Annotated in this window: 12 protein-coding genes and 1 tRNA gene; 3 read left to right on the forward strand and 10 right to left on the reverse strand. The window is 51.6% G+C overall.

Annotation, left to right across the window (positions count from 1 at the left end; all coding sequences use genetic code 11):
- The 6 genes from PGN_RS00695 to PGN_RS00715 form a co-directional block, all read right to left on the reverse strand.
- Positions 1 to 4,791, reverse strand: a complete 4,791-nt coding sequence (locus PGN_RS00695) for a translocation/assembly module TamB domain-containing protein (protein ID WP_043876309.1) — start codon at positions 4,789 to 4,791, stop codon at positions 1 to 3.
- Between the two features lie 105 nt (positions 4,792 to 4,896).
- Entirely contained in the window at positions 4,897 to 5,838 is a 942-nt protein-coding gene (locus tag PGN_RS00700; RefSeq protein ID WP_004584679.1) for a ribose-phosphate pyrophosphokinase, read from the reverse strand.
- Between the two features lie 186 nt (positions 5,839 to 6,024).
- Positions 6,025 to 7,308 carry a DEAD/DEAH box helicase gene (locus PGN_RS00705; RefSeq protein ID WP_012457281.1) on the reverse strand — a complete coding sequence of 428 codons (1,284 nt, stop codon included), beginning with the start codon at positions 7,306 to 7,308 and terminating at the stop codon, positions 6,025 to 6,027.
- A 73-nt stretch (positions 7,309 to 7,381) separates the two neighbouring features.
- Positions 7,382 to 7,510, reverse strand: a complete 129-nt coding sequence (locus PGN_RS10090; protein WP_232523939.1) for a DUF1661 domain-containing protein — start codon at positions 7,508 to 7,510, stop codon at positions 7,382 to 7,384.
- A 398-nt stretch (positions 7,511 to 7,908) separates the two neighbouring features.
- Positions 7,909 to 8,883 (reverse strand): TapB family protein, encoded by a 975-nt coding sequence (locus PGN_RS00710; protein ID WP_012457282.1) that lies wholly within the window; start codon positions 8,881 to 8,883, stop codon positions 7,909 to 7,911.
- Positions 8,884 to 9,055: 172 nt separating this feature from the next.
- A complete protein-coding gene (locus PGN_RS00715; RefSeq protein ID WP_012457283.1) occupies positions 9,056 to 10,678 on the reverse strand; it encodes a TapA/TapC family T9SS-dependent outer membrane protein in 1,623 nt (540 codons plus the stop codon).
- Between the two features lie 644 nt (positions 10,679 to 11,322).
- Here PGN_RS00715 and PGN_RS00720 point away from each other — a divergent pair.
- The 3 genes from PGN_RS00720 (at position 11,323) to PGN_RS00730 (ending at position 13,058) form a co-directional block, all read left to right on the forward strand.
- A tRNA-Met gene (locus PGN_RS00720) sits at positions 11,323 to 11,396 on the forward strand.
- 282 nt (positions 11,397 to 11,678) lie between these two features.
- Entirely contained in the window at positions 11,679 to 12,179 is a 501-nt protein-coding gene (locus PGN_RS00725) for a hypothetical protein (protein WP_013816058.1), read from the forward strand.
- Between the two features lie 195 nt (positions 12,180 to 12,374).
- Positions 12,375 to 13,058 carry a porin family protein gene (locus tag PGN_RS00730; RefSeq protein WP_012457286.1) on the forward strand — a complete coding sequence of 228 codons (684 nt, stop codon included), beginning with the start codon at positions 12,375 to 12,377 and terminating at the stop codon, positions 13,056 to 13,058.
- A gap of 118 nt (positions 13,059 to 13,176) precedes the next feature.
- Here the strand turns inward: PGN_RS00730 and thiH are convergent, their stop codons facing one another.
- The 4 genes from thiH to thiC are packed head-to-tail and all read right to left on the reverse strand — an operon-like array spanning position 13,177 to position 18,843.
- Positions 13,177 to 14,289 carry a 2-iminoacetate synthase ThiH gene (gene thiH / locus PGN_RS00735; protein ID WP_012457287.1) on the reverse strand — a complete coding sequence of 371 codons (1,113 nt, stop codon included), beginning with the start codon at positions 14,287 to 14,289 and terminating at the stop codon, positions 13,177 to 13,179.
- Positions 14,290 to 14,301: 12 nt separating this feature from the next.
- A complete protein-coding gene (locus tag PGN_RS00740) occupies positions 14,302 to 15,081 on the reverse strand; it encodes a thiazole synthase (protein ID WP_012457288.1) in 780 nt (259 codons plus the stop codon).
- Between the two features lie 58 nt (positions 15,082 to 15,139).
- Positions 15,140 to 17,083: a thiamine phosphate synthase gene (locus PGN_RS00745; protein ID WP_012457289.1), complete on the reverse strand. Its 1,944-nt coding sequence runs from the start codon at positions 17,081 to 17,083 to the stop codon at positions 15,140 to 15,142.
- Positions 17,080 to 18,843, reverse strand: coding sequence for a phosphomethylpyrimidine synthase ThiC (gene thiC, locus PGN_RS00750; protein ID WP_012457290.1), 1,764 nt, complete (start codon positions 18,841 to 18,843; stop codon positions 17,080 to 17,082). Before thiC ends, PGN_RS00745 begins: the two co-directional genes overlap by 4 nt.
- Positions 18,844 to 18,847: the final 4 nt, after the last annotated feature.

Consider the following 18,847-nt stretch of genomic DNA (forward strand, 5'->3'; position numbering starts at 1 on the left):
TTATCGCTTTGTCGGAATGATATCCGTCTGCACGGATACCGGCTCCTCTTCGGGTTTGAGAGCTTCTGCTTTCGGCACTATGGTTTTCGTCTCTTTCTTCTTGCCGAAACGGAACAGATCGGACAAGCGCGCCAGCTTTCGGCTGATCACATAGCCGATACCGGTCTCCGTTATCTCTCCTTCGAGCAGATTTTCATTGTTCTTCTTGTGGAAGAGTTTGAGGTGCTGTGCTCCTGATTTGTCCAGACGGTACTCCACGGATACGTTGTCCACCAATGTCCTTTCCTTATTGGTCGGCACATTGGAGCCGGAAGCGACAGATCCTCCGATCACGACACGGATCCTGTTGTCATAGAACTGTTTGCTGAAGCTGTACGTGAAGTCCGTATATGTACCGCCGCCATCGGTGCCATCGTGACTTTCCATACCGATGTTCAGTCCGGAGCCATCGAATACCTTGCCCAAAGCACTGTTGATCATTCCCTGAGCATAGCTGCTGAGTGCATTGTCAAAGTTGAACCCACTCGATTGCGAAGCCAAATAAGAGCCTGTTGCCAAGAGTCCGATGGCCTGCTTGGAACGCTCTTCCGGCCCCATACTTCGCAGTTGGGTTTGGATAGAGAAGTCCTCCGGTGCTTCGACATCAAACACCAAATCCATATTCTTGAGCGTTTCTTTGACGATGATACCAACATCGAAATTCACCTTTCTCGACGTCTTGCTACCGCTCTCCATCACATCGGCACGTACTCGCTGCACTGCTTTGAAGTTGACGTAAGGCTCTTGTGCATTGCCGCTCCACTGTACGTAGCTCGATGGGTCGATAGTGAAGACCTGCTTACCCACGACGGGGAGCGTATAGCGCATGGTGCCGCCACCACTCATACTGTACCGTCCGGTCAAACTCATTTCCCCGTAAGCCGGCATAGTGAAAGTCATGTCTCCTCCTCCTTGCAACTCCAGATAGTCTTGATGTCCGGCCGAGAGATCGACACCCAACTGTACAACCGGATCAATATGAATCCGAACAAGCATATTCATCCCACCGAAGGATGCTCTTTCCTTTTCCATCTCAGCCTGCGATCGGATCATGATCGTATCGGAAAAGTCCATGAAATTCACCACATCGCCCATCCGACTTTCCGTTTCCAGATCTGCACCAGTATACACATACGTGCATGAAGTGCCACCGTGAATATCCAGAGAGCCCGAAATCGCAAGTGCTTGCAGAGGACCGCGAAGGGAAAGATCGGTGGAGGCAATCAGTTTGCCATACAGCAAGTCGCCCTGATTTCTTTTGCTGTCCAACACGGTCATCTCATCTGCCAGCATCTTCAGATTGGCTGTCATGGCTCTGGCTCCTGTCAGGATTACTTCTCCATTAAGATTAAGACCGTCTTGCGCCTTTTCTTGAGCGCGTATCTGATAATTGTCGAAAACCAATTTGTGACGATCGAAGACCAGTGGCTTGTCCGAAAAATAGAATGTATTGCCGATCATCGGCGAATAGACCGATGCATCCCGCATATTCAGTTGACCATCGATCAGAGGGCTATCCGTTTTACCGGCGATAGCAAGTTTTCCCTCGATGAAACCGGAGAGGGAAGCTCTTTCCGCTCCGATAAATGGATTGGCGATGGCGAGCGGGAATCCGTTAAGGATGGCAGCCATATCGAGATTGTTTCCACGGATACCTCCATGGTAGATGCCATCGAGATTGAGGGCAGCATTTCCATTGTAGCTTATCTCTGCTGTCACGTAGTGCGAATGATCGTTACGGGGTTCATAGAACAGAGAGGATGCAATGTTGCCGATAGACTTGCCTTCAAATTCGAACTCATTGACAGAGAGATCTCCGGTAATCGTAGTGATACCGTTCTCTCCCCCCGTACGGGATAGTCGTGCATAAGCGAAAAATCTGCCGGCTATATTAGGAAGAGGAGACATCCGGACGTATTGTTGCAGCCGCAGGTTGCGGATATTCAGGCCTATCTCTTCCAAATCAGGAATGGTATCATTGGTCTGCACGGACAAGTATTGCCCGTCCTCGCTGCTTAGTTCAAGTGAGGCAGACAGACGTTTGTCCTCGTTTCGATAGAAGATACGATTGTCCTTGCTGGCAATAAAACGATTATAGGCCAACACGACGGGCTCCGATTCGATGAAGTTGAGTCCGTAGCCGCTTTCGTCCCAGAATCCGTGAATGCCAATGCGGTAGGCATCCTGTTTTGCTCCATCGGCCAAATTCAGGCGCAGATTCAACCCCTGGAGGGTAGCATCCGCCACCACTTTGCCATACATGGCCGGTTGACGACGGAAACGATTCTTATCCATGGTCAGTGTGAGTCGGATCATGCGATCATACTTGTTCAAAATCGAATCCGCCAACTCTGCCGAATTGGCTGAATCCGGCGCGAACATACCGTATTGTGAGAGCGTAGCAATGTCCAGATGTAAACGATCGACGCGGAGCGTATCGCGCTGCAAACCCTGCAAATCCATATACCCCTCCACCCCGTTTTCGGGCGAAACTGTCAGCTTGCCACGGATGGAATTGTATTTCATACCGTTTACTTCCATCAAGTCGTGGAGCGGATTGTACCGATCGGCTTGCAAGGTAAAAGTCACATGAGGCAGCTCTTGAAAAATCGAAGAGAGTCGTAGACGCTGAATAGAGTCGTTGCGGAATGTCTCTATCTTCTTCCCGAGAGATTGGGACACGACCGTAACGGCATCTATGCCTTCTCCCACTCTGAGAGCCATCTTCAAGTCGCCCGACACGAGATCCAGACGGATGCTATCGGGATCGGTATCGGCTAATATATCTACTCGCTCCGGTATTACTTTATAGCGTTCGAGCTGCATGTAACAATCGTGTACCGAGGCTTCGAACCGATGTGTCTGAGCCAAATCGCTTTTCACATGACCCTCAAGGACAAAAGCTGCCGCAAAAGTGGTGTCTGCAAAGCCCAATGCATTGAAATCCGCCGAATCCATCCGCACCATCACAGAGCCGTCCAGTTTGTTTTTGCCAAGGAGGGCATCCAATTGCATACTCCCGTTCAGGAAGGAGTTGGTGCTATTGAATGAAGCGAAGAGCACTCCTTCGTTCAATGCCGCATCGAAAGTGATACTGTCCAAATCTCGTTCTTTCCAACGGATGTGTTTGACCGATGTGTGTATGGTGGAGACAGTACGTTTATTGAAAAGATCGAATCCACGCCCTTCGGCATGAAGCACTGCCTGCATGGAACCGATACTATCCTTCGGCATGAAGGCACTGAAATTCAGACCGTCCACCTGCATATCGAGCCGATACTTATCCGTACCCATCAGATAGTCGCCATCGATACGGACGCTGCCGGAACGCTCTGTCAGCTTTACTTGACCGCTGTACACTCCTCGTCTGATCTTCAGCTCGGCAGCGACAGTCATGCCCGCCGGAATAGCGAAGCGTTCGTAAAGAGCCTTGTCGTAAAACGCCAAAAGGCCTGATGCATCCTGATGAAAACCCATGTTCAGCACAAAGTTGCCGGCGCGATTGCGATCGTCAAGCAACTTCGTAAACACTCCATGTCCATCCATATCGGCCATTCCGTCCCAGAACAAGGACATATGCTCTACTTCCAATTCATCGAGTGTGCCTGTGCATTGTATCACTATATCCACCGGAGTCCGGGGATAACGCACTAACCTGCGTGAGGGTAGTTGGAAATTATCGCCGGCCAAATAGTTTACATCCTCCAATCCGATCGAAGCATCCATAGAGAGATTGATCATGGCTGTCGGATCTTTTTCGAAGATACTCCATGGTAGTCGGACCTCTCCGTTGATATGGCTGTGGCCGGTGGCAAGGGAAAGGTCTGTCAGAAGGAAACCGAAACGATCCATCCTATACCTCCCGGACAACCGCTGTAGTTCGAACCGATCACGCTCCCGTAGGGATCCGTTGACCAACTGAAGCTCCATATCACCGTCGTGGAAACAAATATCTTTGGCTTGGAGGGAAACATCGTTCAGAGCAATGTGGCGATAGTCGAAAGAGGTAGGCGAAGCTTCCCCTTCGTCCGTATCGTAAGACAAAACAGTCCGGTCCAACTGCGCCATGCCGACCTGATAGAGCATGTCCGCAATATCCATTTTGGCCTTCGCTATTGCCGCCTTTCCGACGAATGTCTTGAGGAGTACACTGTCAAGTGGCATCCGGACTTCAGCGGATATATTCTTCAGATCCAGCCTGTCCAACTCGAATTGCCAGTCGAATGGCTCTTTCTGAGTCGTATCGGTTGCCGTCGTATCTGCACTGAAGTATGCGATGTCGGTATCGGATAGTTGCCACCGCCCCAGCACTACTCGTTTGGCTTCGGGATCAATAGCTATGTGAGCTGCTCGGATCGACTTGGCTTTCAGCCTCAGATCCATCAGCCCCAAGCTGTCAGTATAGTGGATGGACGCATCTTGCAGCTTAAGCTCCGGCACTTCCATTTGCCGCCGGAGGAGCGGTAGTACCGAGACGCTGACCCGTAGGGAGCCTATATCTGCCAGTGTGTCGCCCTGCACCTTTACGGCTGTGATGTCCTGCAAGGAGAGATGCAGCGGAAAGCCCAGACGGATGCGTCCGATGCCTATCTGCATACCGGTGGCTTCGGAAGCCTTCTGTGTAGCTATCCCTACAGCCCATTGCTGTATGGGAGGGAGATAAAGCAGTCCTGCCACGAGCAGTACGAGCAACAAGGGTGAGATGAGCACCCAGAAGAGAATACGCTTCCAACGTTGCTTGATACGACCCATGGCAGGACTATCGGTATTATGTCGAATAGTTTTGTTCGGTCAGCTGCGCGAGAAAGAGAATGACTCTCCGGCAACTCTATTCCGAGCAGACTATTCTCTATGTTTTTAGAAATAATAGAGCGTGGTGATAGACTCATGGCTGCAAACACGCTTGATCGCTTCTGCGAACAAGTCGGCCACAGAGAGAATCTTCACCTTCTCGCACTTGTGCGGATAGGGGATCGAATCCGTGAAGATCATCTCTTTCAGAGAGGACTGGTCTACTCGCATCGAAGCAGGATCGCTCATCACGGCATGGCTGGCGATGGCACATACGCTGCGCGCTCCGTTTTCTTTCATCAGGTCAGCAGCCTTGGTTATCGTACCGGCAGTGTCCACAATATCGTCTACGAGCAGTACGTCCTTGTCCTGCACATCCCCGATGATACGCATCTCGGCGATCTCATTGGCTTTGAGCCTGCTTTTGTGACAGATTACCATCGGCACACCGAGATGTTTGGCATAGCTATTGGCACGCTTCGTACCTCCGACATCAGGCGTAGCTACTACGAGGTTCTCTAAGGGCATATTCTTGCGGATGTATTCCATGAAAACGGTAGAGCCGTAGAGATGATCCACCGGCACATCGAAGAAACCCTGAATCTGATCCGCATGTAGGTCCATCGTGATCAGACGGGTAATACCTGCCTTGCTTAGCAGGTCGGCGATCAGCTTGGCACCGATAGATACACGGGGCTTGTCCTTTCTGTCCTGTCTGGCCCATCCGAAGTAGGGGATGACAGCTGTAATGTAGTGTGCGGAAGCTCGTTTGGCTGCATCGATCATCAGGAGCAGCTCCATCAGGTTGTCCGAAGATGGGAATGTGGACTGTACGAGGAAGACATCCCGGCCGCGAATGCTCTCCTCATAGGATACGGCAAATTCACCATCGGCGAAGTGCTCGATATTCATTCGCCCCAGAGGGCAACCCAGACTGTTGCAGATCTTTTCCGCAAGATAACGGGAATTTGTCCCGGAGAAGACAGAAAAGTTGTTTTCGTTGTTCATCTTTGATATGGTGTAGAGTTATCGTTCCATTGCCGGCAAATCGAAGCCGTCAGACCACCTCCGAGGCGACTGCTGACGGACATGATGCAAAAGTAATATATATACATTATGTATGGAAGCTCGAAGAAGAAAAGAAGATCGGGATGAAGCAATGGCAGAGGCGTTGCCGTCACGCTCGATTCGGCTCTATCGCCTCTGTCTCGTGCCTCCGCGCTTGCGCCCGTTCGGAGCTGTTTTTCCTTGCCTTTTGTCCTTTTCGGATCGACCTGAACGTCCATCGCCGCTTCGCCCCGAACGGCGAGGGCGACGTTTCGCCGGTTCGTAGGCCGGGACTTCACCAAACTCCGGATCGACAGGCAATTTATAGACCGATTTGCCCAGAAACGTCTCGATCTTGTGGAAGTCGCTCTGCTCTTCCTCGGAGACGAAAGTGATAGCCAGACCCTCCCCGTTTGTCCCTCGGGCAGTACGCCCGATACGGTGTACATAGTCCTCGGGATCGTGGGGAATGTCGTAGTTGATGACTACGCGTATGTTGTCGATGTCGATCCCTCGGGCTACGATGTCAGTGGCCACGAGTACATCCACATAGCCGTTTTTGAAGTCGCGCATCACCTGTTCGCGCTGGGACTGCTCCAGATCGGAGTGCATATCGGCCACATTGAAACCCATCTTGCGGAGAGTGGAAGTCAGCTCACGGACTTTGAGCTTGGCCGAGGCGAAAATAATGGTACGCTTCGGTGCCGACTGCTCGAAGAGCTTGCGGAGTATCGGCAGCTTTTGCGCTTCGTAACAAATGTATGCGCTCTGCATGATGCTCTCGGGCGGACGGCTGATGGCGATCTCCACCTCTATCGGATCCCTTAGAATGGATGCTGCCAGCTTGCGGATCTTGGGAGGCATCGTAGCCGAAAACATAACCGTCTGGCACGAACTCGGCAGCTGCTTGTATATCTGCATGATGTCATCGAAGAAACCCATGTCCAGCATGCGGTCGGCCTCATCCAAAACGAAGTAGGAGACGTGGGAGAGGTCGGCTGAACCGAGATTCAGATGCGAGATCAGACGTCCCGGTGTGGCTATCACGATGTCCGCCCCCATAGCCATCCCCCGACGTTGCTGCTCCCATGCCACCCCGTCCGTACCCCCGTATATGGCTACGGCCGATACCGGCATGAAGTAAGAAAACCCTTCCACCTGCTGATCTATCTGCTGTGCCAGTTCGCGAGTGGGAGCCATGATCACAGCATTCACCACATCGGAGGCAAACTCGCCTGCACTCAGGCGATCCAGTATGGGGAGCAGATAGGCTGCCGTCTTGCCGGTGCCGGTCTGGGCACAAGCGATCACGTCGCGACCCTCCAGAATGGGTGGGATGGTTGCAGCCTGCACAGGTGTGGTCTCGATGAAATTCATGGCATCGAGACCATCCAATACTTCATCTCCTAAATTCAATTCATCAAAGCGCATACTCTAAAAACGGACTTGGTTCCGGACAAAAGTACGTCAATTCCTACAGATACATCCCTTGGCTCATATATACCTATGCATCAGCCTCGCTTCGGTGATCCGATCTCCGGCCAACCTCGAGCCAAAAATCTGCCGATTGCGGTCTGTGTTTTCCGAGAAAACGGAACGAGATTTTTTTCGTCGTGGTGCGTAAATTTTTCACTTCCCACGCCAAAACGAAACAGTTTACGCACCACGTTTTTAGAGGTCACAAACACGAAAATTTTGGAGCGCAAACCGACCTTGAGCTATCCCGATGCCGGAACATCCTGAATGTCGAGCCGGTGCGTTTTGCCACCATTCAAGCCGATAGAAAAAAAGAAAGATCCACAAGAGGGTTTGTCAGGACGACTCTCCCTCTCATGGATCCGGTCACAGTTTATTAGAGACCCTTGTGTATAAGGGGGTCTTAAACCCTCCCGCAGATCAGACGAGAGAGTTTGCTGTTCAAGGCTTTGGCCTTGCTACTGTGCTTCATGGCCATAAGATTGCTTCGGTACTCTTGATGAGGTGCAATCTTATGTAATCTTCCATATCCACGACTAATGCGGATCCGGTGGGCTACTCCAGCTTCGTGAGCAGGGTACTGCCTACGAGCTTGCCCTTCTTGTCGTAGCTTTCACTTTTGACGCATCCGACATCCTTGGACATCCATTCCACGGCACTCATCTGTACCGTAATCATACTTTCCATGACGATCGAATAGCTGATCTTGTAGCATTCGAAAGTCCCGGCCGGAGTGGTAATGCTCTCGATGCCCTGCACCTTGCGTCCGATGGTTCGCAGAGTAATCGGGGGCAACGGGAAATCGGCCGCTTCGGCCGTAATCGTCACTTCTGCATCGGGCAGGGACTGACCCGCCGACATTCGGGACGGATAGGCGATGTCCACGCCCGTCACTTTGTACTTGATGTCTTTGAACATCTTAAGCGTTTGCTCGTTGAGCAACGATTGGGCATCGACATAGAATCGGTCGCCGTCGCACCACATGTTCGCCACATCCGAAAAGATCTGTTTTCCTTTCTTGTCATACATCTCTTGGGCTGTGGTTATTTTCATTCCTTTGGCCGTATTCGTTACGCTCTGTACCTGCTGCCGGATCGTGCCGCTTACTTTGCCGTTGGCTTCATAGATAGTCATTTCGCGGCGAGTACCCTGCTTCACCGGAAACAGGATCTCACATCCGTTCTTGCCCGTAGCCCTGCCAACGGACTTGCCCGTATTGCCGATGTGGTGCGTTTTCCGATCGGTCTCTTGTTCCAGTTCTTGCAGGGAGATCGTCTTTCGAGCGGTCTTTGGAGCAGGAGCAGTGGTCGCTCTCTTTCTTCCTCGGGTGGCCTCCTCTTCTGCCTTGTCCAAAGTCTTGTCCATGGCTTTGTCCACTTTCTCTTCCACTCGCTTTTCCACTTTCTCTTTGGCTTTCTGTCCTATTTTTCCGACCCAACTTTGGGGCATACAATATCCCTGCATGTCCGCAAAGCAATTTGAGACCGGCATCAGCAAAAAGAAAGAGAGGATAATGCTTCTGTATTTCATAGCGTTGTTTTTTAGAGACAAGAGAGACAGCAGGACAACCCGACGGTCTGCACCTCTGCCTCTCTTGCCGTTAAGGGGTATCGATGTACTTTTTTCAGTTCTTTGCCGGATCAGTCTGCCAGTACGGACAGGCTCTCATCCGACAGAGAGACGTCCGGTCATAGCTGCACCTTTATTCCACGATGAGCTTCTCTACGAAACGCTCCGTATCGGATACGACCTTGAGCATGTACGTACCCTTAGCCAAGTGCTGCACGTTCAGCCTGTATTCGTTGCCGGAGAAAGAAGCCTCAGCGACTACTCTGCCCTGCATATCGTAAACAACAGCCTTGCAGTTTGCTGCCGTCGGCAGGCTGATCACAGCATATTCTTGAGCCGGATTCGGGTAGAGCTTCATGCTGCCTTCTTGCATTACGATGTCTTCTACACCGTTGGCATGGGTCCACTGCGTATCAGACCAAACGATCCGTTTGCCCGGCAGATATTCCACCCATGACCAGCACACGAGACCCTTGGTCGGATTGATGTCTACTTGAGGTGTGTAGAGAGCATTGGCAGATGATGTATACGTAAATGTGTCGCTCCACAAATCTTTGTTATGAATCTTGTCATAATTGGCCCAGCGGTATTTCAGCGTGTTCGTACCGTTCTCTTCTTTTTTGGCATAGGTAATCAGGTAGTGATTGGCGTTCTTGTCATACCCCAGCCCCGAGTTGGTCTCACTCTGGTACGAAGCTGTAAGGAAAGCTTCCACCAGATCATCCATAGTCGGAGTTTTTCCTTTTTCATACTTGAACGATTTCTTGGGATATACATACCGAATGTCCCAATCCGAATATTCAGAATCATAATCGCTGTACGTAATCATGAAGTTGTGGCAACTCTCCCCATTGATCGTATTGTTATCCTCGTCCAGCAACATTTGGATTTTGGGGCTGAACGACATGTCGTTTTCACTCACTTTTATAGGGCCTGACCACTGAAATTCGGGATCATTGTCGACAAAGTTCGACAAGAAACCGATATCGCTTTTTCCCCCTTGTTTATTCATTTCGAATACCACACCCATTAGCGGCCAGGCATTGTGACCCATGGATTCAGAGGTGCTACCCAATGAGAGATCCACCTTGTCAATTTTCTTCTCTCCATCTTGACTGAAGAGTAAGTTTTTATTGAAATTTTGCCCTCCATTCAGAGAGAACACATAGTCCACAAAACTTATTTTGTGCGTATTGTTGAAGCCGGTGTAAGCGAAAGCCAAAGCAAAAGGGTTGCCACCATTGTTAAGAGAAGAAGGCGAACGATAGTTGGAGGCTATATCCACATCGTACAACTGCACATTGGAGAAGTCTTCCTTATACACGAGTTTCGCATTCTGCGCGTTGGCATCGCGACTGAAGACCGCAACTCTACTCTTATATCCTCCGGGCTTATTCATGAGCTCTACCGACCAAATCTTGATGTCGGATTCATTCTTACCCGTTACCACGATATCGAAGTCTTGAAACTGATAATCATCCGATGGATCCCAATCCCTCAACTTTTGGTATGTGGCACCTTGGTCTTTGGAGCGGAAGATCTTCACATTGCTATTGCCGGTGTCGTATCCACTGTGGGTCATTACATAGATCCATCCGTTGTCCGCCACACTCATCCTCGTTTGTACCAGTTTTTCCTGATTGTACTGGACCACCTTAACATCATCTCCTCCCATCGTCTGCGCTTGAGCGAGAGGACAGAGGGTTGCGACGGCGAAAGCCGCCACCACGAATTTGCGTAAAACTTTTGTCTTCATAGTTTTTGTCTTTTTTTCTTTGAGACTCGATCGGACGGGAGCCCTCCAGTCTCTTGAATTGTTGATTAGCGATTAGTTTGTTATCTTATTTTCACGAGAGCACGATGGCTCATAATTCTCTCTTCACCGTTTTCGTTCCTTGTTTTTACTTTTTACTGATTGTATTATCGTTTACCCTTGGCTAAGAGTGTCCAAAATCAAAATCGGCAATTCGCACAACGCGGAACGCATGTTCGGCCTTCTCTGCCACAAAGGAACGGAGTGGCGAGGAGATATACTTGGACAAATCGCGCATTTTCTTGGACAAATCACGCATTTAGCAATAAGGAGACAACAAAAAACATCTTCGTTTTGGACAAATCGCGCATAAAAAAACGCGTAAAAGACTAATAAAGAAGATATTACGAGTACAAGTGCTAAAAAGCTCTTTTCGGATGTCTTTTTGAGCGTGGAGAAGTATCCTTTTGCAAGGAAAAGAGATCGGCCAATTCGCTATCGGATAGAGATGCGGAATGCTCGGACCAAGGAGGGCGGAAGAAACAAGAAAAGAAAAACAAAAGAGATGTCTTGCGCATGTCAAAAAAACATCTACCTTTGCACCGTCTTAATTAGGGCGACAATGAATGATGTCACTGTAAGACGATGGCGAGATAGCTCAGCTGGTTAGAGCGCATGATTCATAATCATGAGGTCCCCGGTTCAATCCCGGGTCTCGCTACCGAACAAAAAGCATGCCGAGACCAAGTGTTTCGGCATGCTTTTTATGTTATATACCTAACATTGGGGCAATAGAAACTGCATCTGACTCCAACGGGTAAGAAAACAGGTGCATCGTCCCAAACTGAAATGCAGCAGATTATATTATGATTGGAGAGAGTCGGCTCATGCAAACCGAAAGGAAACCACAAATAAGGTTAACGAAAAACCTAAAAACACTCCAATGGAATTTTGGTTTATATTTGCCGGCACGTTCACCAAAAAACGAACAAATATGAGAATGATGAAACTTACAGCCATGATGTTGGCCCTTTTGTCAGCACTGGCATTCTCGTCTTGCAAGAAAGACGAACCGACAACGCTGGAGAAGACCCAATGGGAAAGAATGCTGACCGGCGCAGAAATCAATAAAATCATCGCATTGATGGATGGAGAGATCGACGCAGACTCTCAACTACCGGAATCGGCAAAACTAAAATTGGAACTTGACTTTTTCTCGCAGACGGATGCGAACCTGAACGTAGATATTATGATTACTCCGGGCATAACGATCAAAATGAAGATGAAGATGCCCTATATGTATAACGCCTCCACTAAGAGTGTTCTGCTCCGTCTGTCCAAGAGCCAGGTCCTTTCCGTAGAGCCGATGTTCCCGGCTTTTGAAGACATCGATTTGTCTGAAGCAGAAGATGTTACAGGTGTAGTCGACTGGAAAAACAAGACTATGAAGCTCACGATGCAGGGAGAGAATCATCCTGTACACATCGAACTGACACAGAAATAATCGATCCTAATTCCCTTTATCCCGAAGCCAAAACCGAAAGTTGCTACTATTATTTCGGTTTTGGCTTTTTCTTTTCTCTACTTCTCAAGAAAAGGGAGACAAGCACTTCGTTCCAAAGGGGAAAAAGATGTCCGTAATTGAAAAACCTTATATTTGGGGCGGTTATTATTCATAGAAGTCTAATATAATACAGAAATGAAAATGAAGAAAATGATCTTGATCGCCGCTATGATTTTGGCGGCTGTCGGTGCCCTTTCGGCACAAGGGAGAATCGCCTTCAGGGCAGATGCAGCTGTCGGTTTCAGTACAGGCGACTATAAGATGGAAAGTATCGGTGACCTTACCGGTAAGTCCATCGTGGGCTATCGTATCTCCGGAGGTCTGGATATACCCATAGGTTATGGTCTTTATGTTAATCCTAGTTTAGCATTCCATTCCAAAGGGATGAAAACGAATCTTGAGGGAGTTGCTCTAGGTACTTGGGGGCTAAACTCTTCTCTAAAGGTGAAGACACACTACATTGAGATACCGGTTCATCTGGGTTATCGTCTGAGTCTGCTCAACTTGGTATCTGTTGCTGTACAGGCAGGGCCCTATTTCTCCTATGCTATCAAGGGTGACGGTACTGTTGTCAGAAAGGATGGTCAAGAGACGACCTTCGATATTTATAAAGATGGCTTGAAAGAGATGATCAATGCTAAACGTTTCGATGTCGGTCTCGGTGCTGCTGCCATGGTCGGCTATTCGAATTTCTATCTGCTCATCGGTGCAGACTTCGGTTTGATCAACACCGTAAAAGACATTAAACCCGAGACTAAAAACTTGGAGGCTACGCTGAAGAATACCTCTTTCCACGTAGGCTTAGGTATTCGCTTGTAGGATTCAAACGATAAAAACAAACACGACAAAGGCTGCTTTCCTCGACCGGAGAGCAGCCTTTATTCTTATGAAGATTGCTTCGCTTCGGATGCGAGGCGTTACGGTACAGAATCTTCTGTTACATGAAAGCATCCCAGTCTTTCCAAACCGGCTCGTAGCCAAGTCGGCGAAGATCGGCAGCCATTTCGGCCGGACTGCGAGTATCGTTGATGGCGAATTGCTCCAGATCCGCTTTCTCTTCGGCATATCCTCCGGGTTCGGTCTTGCTGCCGGCACTGACCGAGGTGATACCGAGCGGCATCACGTGGTCTCGAAACTCACGACTCTCCCGTGTGGACAGGCTGATCTCGACATCCTTATCCAACAGACGGAAGGCAGTAATAAGCTGTACCATACCGACATCATCGATAGAATCTTTAGGCTCCCATCCGCCCGTGGCAGGACGCAGACGAGGCAGCGAGATGGAAAACTTGCTCTTCCAATACGTCTGTTCCAGATACCGCAGGTGCAAAGCAGTGAAAACGGAGTCCACACGCCAATTCTCCAGTCCCAGCAGTGCCCCTATTCCGATCTTTTGCATATTGGCTCGGCCGATTCTGTCGGGAGTCTCCAAGCGGTAGCGATAGTCCGCCTTCCGGCCGGCAGGGTGATAGGTGGGGTATGCCTGCTCGTTGTATGTCTCCTGATACACATAGACGGCTCCGATACCGGCTTCATGCAGACGGGCATATTCTTCCGTGGTCAGGGGCTGAACTTCGAGCGAGAGTTGGGAGAAGAGTGGACGCAGTCGCCGCGTCATTTCCTCATAGTAGCTTGCCGGAGTGGCTTTCTCGGACTCTCCCGACACGAGAAGGAGGTGTTTGTATCCGAGCCGAAGGATCGCTTCCGCTTCCCGATCCACCTCTTCGGCAGTGAGTCGGCGGCGATGGATTTTGTTCGACCGACTGAATCCGCAGTATACACAGGCATTGCTACAGATATTCGACAGGTAGAGGGGGATATAGAGCTGCATCGTGTGGCCGAATCGCTCTACCGTCAGGGCATGCGCCTGCCGGGCCATCTGCTCCAGATAAGGGATGGCTGCAGGCGAAATAAGCGTGATAAAGTCTTGGATGGTGCGGCGTCGGTATGCCAACGAACGCTCCACATCGGCAGCCGTAGCATCGGCCAAGAGGTTACCCACTCGCTCCCAAGTATAGGGGGAGGCGTACAAGTGATCATAGAAAGTCATATTCCGGAAGAATTATTTCAGATTGAGGAAAGAGGTAAACGGCGAGCTGGCTTCGGCTTCGGAGCGGACGCTGCCGAGCTTGGCTTCGAAAGCCATTCGGCCGGCTTCCACGGCAAGGCGGAAAGCCGTCGCCATGCTTACGGGATCTTCCGCCACGGCTATGGCCGTATTCACTAGAACGGCATCAGCCCCCATCTCCATGGCTTCTGCCGCTTGGCTGGGCGCACCGATACCTGCATCAATGACGACCGGCACACGACTCTGTTCGATGATGATACGGATCATTTCACGGGTCTTCAGTCCGCGATTGCTGCCGATGGGAGCACCCAGTGGCATCACCGTGGCTGCGCCGGCTTCTTCCAGATGCTTGCACAGCACAGGATCGGCCTGAACGTAAGGGAGCACGATAAAGCCACGACGAACCAACTCCTCCGTGGCACGAAGCGTCTCGATAGGGTCAGGGAGCAAATAGCGGGGATCCGGATGTACTTCCAACTTGAGCCAGTTGGTTTGGAGGGCTTCCCGTGCAAGCTCGGCCGCCAGAATGGCTTCTTTGGCAGAGCGAACACCCGAAGTATTGGGCAGGAGAGTGATTTCCGGATGGCGGACGATGCGACTGATCATGTCGTCTTCTTCGCCGCGACCAATTTCCACTCGTTTCAGGGCAACGGTCACCATACGGGATTGCGATGCCAAGACCACAGCCTCCATCAGGTCGGAGGAGGCAAACTTACCTGTGCCGACGAATAGGCGTGATTCAAATGTTTTGCCGGCAATTTGTAACATTTCCATTAGATTTTTTCCTGTTTATCAAAAGATGATCGTTCGATACGGAAGGGAGATCATCCGATTAGTTCTTTTTTATTTTCCTGATAAGGCTGCCACTCACGGCAATACCTCCTATGCCACAGTCGCGAATGAGGGGAATGTCTGCATCCTCTATCCCACCGATGGCAAAGGCCGGCAGCCGGATGCCTTCGGCTTGCATACAGGCGGCGATGGCTTTGTAGCCTTCGAGTCCGAGGACGGGAGCTAAACGCTGCTTCGTCTCCGTATAGCGATACGGGCCTATACCCACGTAGTCGGCTCCTTCGGCATATGCTCGGCGCACATCCTCCATCGTATTGCAGGTGCGTCCTATGATCTTATTCGAACCGAGGATGCGACGCGCTTCGACTATCGCCATATCCTCTTTGCCCAAGTGTACGCCGTCAGCATCTACCTGACGGGCTATTTCGACACGGTCATTGACGACAAAAAGCGATCCGTAGTGACGGCAGACAGCCTTGACGGCACAAGCCGTGCGAAGCATCTCTTCGTGCGAAGCCTCCTTCATCCGAAGCTGTACCCAGCGCACACCCATACGGCAGACGGCCTCCGCTTCTTCGAGTTCGGACAGGTCGGGCTGACGGTGCGTGATGAACTGCAAATCTATTTCGCTCATCAGCCTGACGACCGGATCGACCGGCAGGTCTTTGTGCATAGCGAGCAACCCCGAAGTACGCTCACGTAGTCGACTGACATATAACTGTGCCATCCCGGCAGCCGTAAAAGGTTCTTGTTCCAAGGCCAAAGCAGCTGCAAAAGCGGTGCTGTGGGCACAACCCGTGCCATGCTTCTCCGTACCGCCGCGTAAGAGTCGGAGAGCTTCGCATCGACCGTCGTAAACGATCCGATCCGTCACGACCGATTCTCCGGCATGCCCCCCCTTGAGGACGAGGCCGACACCGCTCCTTCGATAGAAGTCTAACAGGGTCTCATCGTCCGGTTCGCAACCCAAAAGGTGGCGAGCTTCGGGAAGATTCGGCGTGATGAAGTCTATCCGGGACAAAGCCGTTATATCTTCAAGATTGAAACGATCCGCTTGTCCCGAGGAGCTGTCGGCCGAAGCTCTGAGTACGGGATCCCATACGATCCGAATCGAGGGGAAAACCTTTTTCAGACAATCCACTACGAAAGAAAGGGTGTCCGAGTCGCGGATCAGGCCAATCTTGGCGACGGCAGGCTCCATCTCGGCCGACAGAGTTTCGATCTGCCGGATGATGTCCGCCGGATCCAGCCATCGCTCCCCCCGATAGCTGCCACTCCCCTGAAAGGTAATAGCCGTAGCCACCGTATAAGCCCGTACGCCCATGTTTTCGGCCGTCCGCACATCTGCCGTAATGCCGGCTCCGGCCGACGGATCCACTCCTCCGACACAGATAACAGCCGGCGTACACAATTCCTGCCAACGCATCAACTCCCGGCCTTCGGCCAACCACACATAGCCGAGTGCAGCTGCCGAGGCAAAGCCTGCTCTACGAAGCTGTGGCAGACGATCGGGCGTAATGCCGCCCAGTGCCACCACGGGCAGATGGAGTCGCTGCAGACGATCGCCCAAAGAATCGGGGGAAAATCGTCCTGCGTGGCCCACCTTGCACAGACTGTCGAATATGGGACTCAAGAAACAGTAGTCGATCCGAAAGGGGAAGGACTCTATATCCTCTATCGTGTGGCACGAAGCTGACACCGTACAACCATCGGGGAGCTGTGGCCGATCGGTCATGCCTTTCCAGACCCGTTCGGGCAGATGCAAACCGCACAATCCGTAGCGGCCGACGAGCCGGGGATGGTCGTGCACCACGATTCTCCGGCGATAGCAGGCTGCCACAGCTTCGATGACCAGCGAATACTCCTCTTCGCCGGCATCGGGCAGGCGAAGATGCAGCCGCTCCAAGCCCCGGTCGAAAAAGTGGTCGAGCAGGCCGATTTGCTCGCTCGTAAGCCTTTCGGGAGTGATCAGCCACGGTTTCATTTGGAGACTGCCTCTTCGTTTAGCAACTTGCGGAAGTTCTTATTGGCACGCATGGAGCAGAAGTGTTCGCCGCACATGGAGCAGAAATGCGCCTCTTTGTGGCCTTCGTCCGGCAGCGTGGCATCGTGGAATTGGATCGCTTTCTCCGGATCAAGCGAGAGATGGAACTGATCCTTCCAGCGGAATTCGAACCGCGCCTTGCTCATCATATAGTCGCGCCAGTACGCCGTGGGGTGTCCTTTGGCCAAGTCGGCGGCATGAGCAGCCAGTTTATAGGTTACTACACCTTCACGTACATCTTCGCGGTTGGGCAGACCCAAATGCTCCTTTTGCGTCACATAGCAGAGCATGGCTGTGCCGAACCATCCGATCTGTGCCGCGCCGATGGCCGATGTGATATGGTCGTAGCCGGACGCCACGTCGCTGACCAACGGGCCGAGGGTGTAGAAGGGTGCGCCATGGCAGGCTTCGAGCTGAATCTCCATATTCTCGCGGATCTTGTGCATGGGCACGTGTCCCGGGCCTTCGATAATGGTTTGCACGTTGTACTTCCAAGCGATCTCGGTAAGTTCGCCCAGTGTCTTCAGCTCAGCTATCTGCGCAGCATCGTTGGCATCGTGGATGCAGCCCGGGCGCAAGCCATCGCCGAGGGATATGGCTACGTCGTAGTGTGCGAGGATCCGGCAGATCTCTTCGAAATGCTCGTAGATGAAACTTTCGCGCTTGTGGGTGGTGCACCAGTTGGCGATGATGGAACCACCGCGGGAGACGATCCCCGTGAGACGGCGCAAGGTCAGAGGCACGTGGTGCCAACGCAGACCGGCGTGGATGGTGAAGTAGTCCACACCCTGCTCAGCCTGCTCGATGAGCGTATCGCGGAATATCTCCCAGTTGAGCTTCGTCACATCGCCCTGCACCTTCTCCAGCGTCTGGTAGAGAGGTACGGTGCCGATGGGCACGGGTGAATTGCGGATGATCCACTCGCGCGTCTCATGGATATGATCCCCCGTGGAGAGATCCATGACCGTATCGGCACCCCAGCGTATGGCCCAGACGGCCTTTTCCACCTCCTCCTCGATGGTACTGCTGATGGGCGAATTGCCTATGTTCGCATTGATCTTGACGAGGAAATTACGCCCAATGATCATCGGCTCACTCTCCGGATGATTGATATTGGCCGGAAGGATAGCCCGTCCGGCGGCAATCTCGTCGCGTACAAATTCGGGTGTGATCTTGCGCGGGATAACAGCTCCGAGCGGCTCACCCTCCTCGGCGCGATAGCGCGTCCTGACCTGATCGATCAACTGATTTTCGCGGATGGCCACGAACTCCATCTCCGGCGTCACGATCCCCTGACGGGCGTAGTAGAGCTGCGTGGCACAGCCGTCCTTGGCGGCACGGGGACGTGTGCATACATGCTCGTAGCGCAGCTCTTCGAGCGAAGCGTCCGACTGCCTCATCCGTCCGTATTCGGAGCTGAGCCCTTCGAGCCGCAGCGTATCGCCCCGATCCTCTATCCACTGCTCGCGTATCTTCGGTACGCCTCGGTGCAGATTCACCTCATAGGAGGTATCGGTATAGGGGCCGCTGGTATCGTATACGACTACATCTTCGTTTTTCTCACGTTCGCCGTTCTCCAATATGGTATCGGACATTCGGATGCGCCGCATCGGTACACGCAGGAAGGGAAAACGCTCTCCTTCGACATAGATTTTCTCACTGCCGGGCAGAGGGCCGGTAGTCACTTTGAATTCTTTCATATCA

The sequence above is a fragment of the Porphyromonas gingivalis ATCC 33277 genome (assembly GCF_000010505.1).
GTDB lineage: Bacteria > Bacteroidota > Bacteroidia > Bacteroidales > Porphyromonadaceae > Porphyromonas > Porphyromonas gingivalis.

Coding starts and splice junctions, on each gene's coding strand:
- PGN_RS00730 (WP_012457286.1), top strand. CDS start 12,375: ATGAAAATGAAGAAAATGATCTTGATCGCCGCTATGATTTTGGCGGCT.
- thiH (WP_012457287.1), bottom strand. CDS start 14,289: ATGACTTTCTATGATCACTTGTACGCCTCCCCCTATACTTGGGAGCGA.
- PGN_RS00745 (WP_012457289.1), bottom strand. CDS start 17,083: ATGAAACCGTGGCTGATCACTCCCGAAAGGCTTACGAGCGAGCAAATC.
- PGN_RS00705 (WP_012457281.1), bottom strand. CDS start 7,308: ATGCGCTTTGATGAATTGAATTTAGGAGATGAAGTATTGGATGGTCTC.
- PGN_RS00740 (WP_012457288.1), bottom strand. CDS start 15,081: ATGGAAATGTTACAAATTGCCGGCAAAACATTTGAATCACGCCTATTC.
- thiC (WP_012457290.1), bottom strand. CDS start 18,843: ATGAAAGAATTCAAAGTGACTACCGGCCCTCTGCCCGGCAGTGAGAAA.
- PGN_RS00695 (WP_043876309.1), bottom strand. CDS start 4,791: ATGGGTCGTATCAAGCAACGTTGGAAGCGTATTCTCTTCTGGGTGCTC.
- PGN_RS00715 (WP_012457283.1), bottom strand. CDS start 10,678: ATGAAGACAAAAGTTTTACGCAAATTCGTGGTGGCGGCTTTCGCCGTC.
- PGN_RS00700 (WP_004584679.1), bottom strand. CDS start 5,838: ATGAACAACGAAAACAACTTTTCTGTCTTCTCCGGGACAAATTCCCGT.
- PGN_RS00725 (WP_013816058.1), top strand. CDS start 11,679: ATGAAACTTACAGCCATGATGTTGGCCCTTTTGTCAGCACTGGCATTC.
- PGN_RS00710 (WP_012457282.1), bottom strand. CDS start 8,883: ATGAAATACAGAAGCATTATCCTCTCTTTCTTTTTGCTGATGCCGGTC.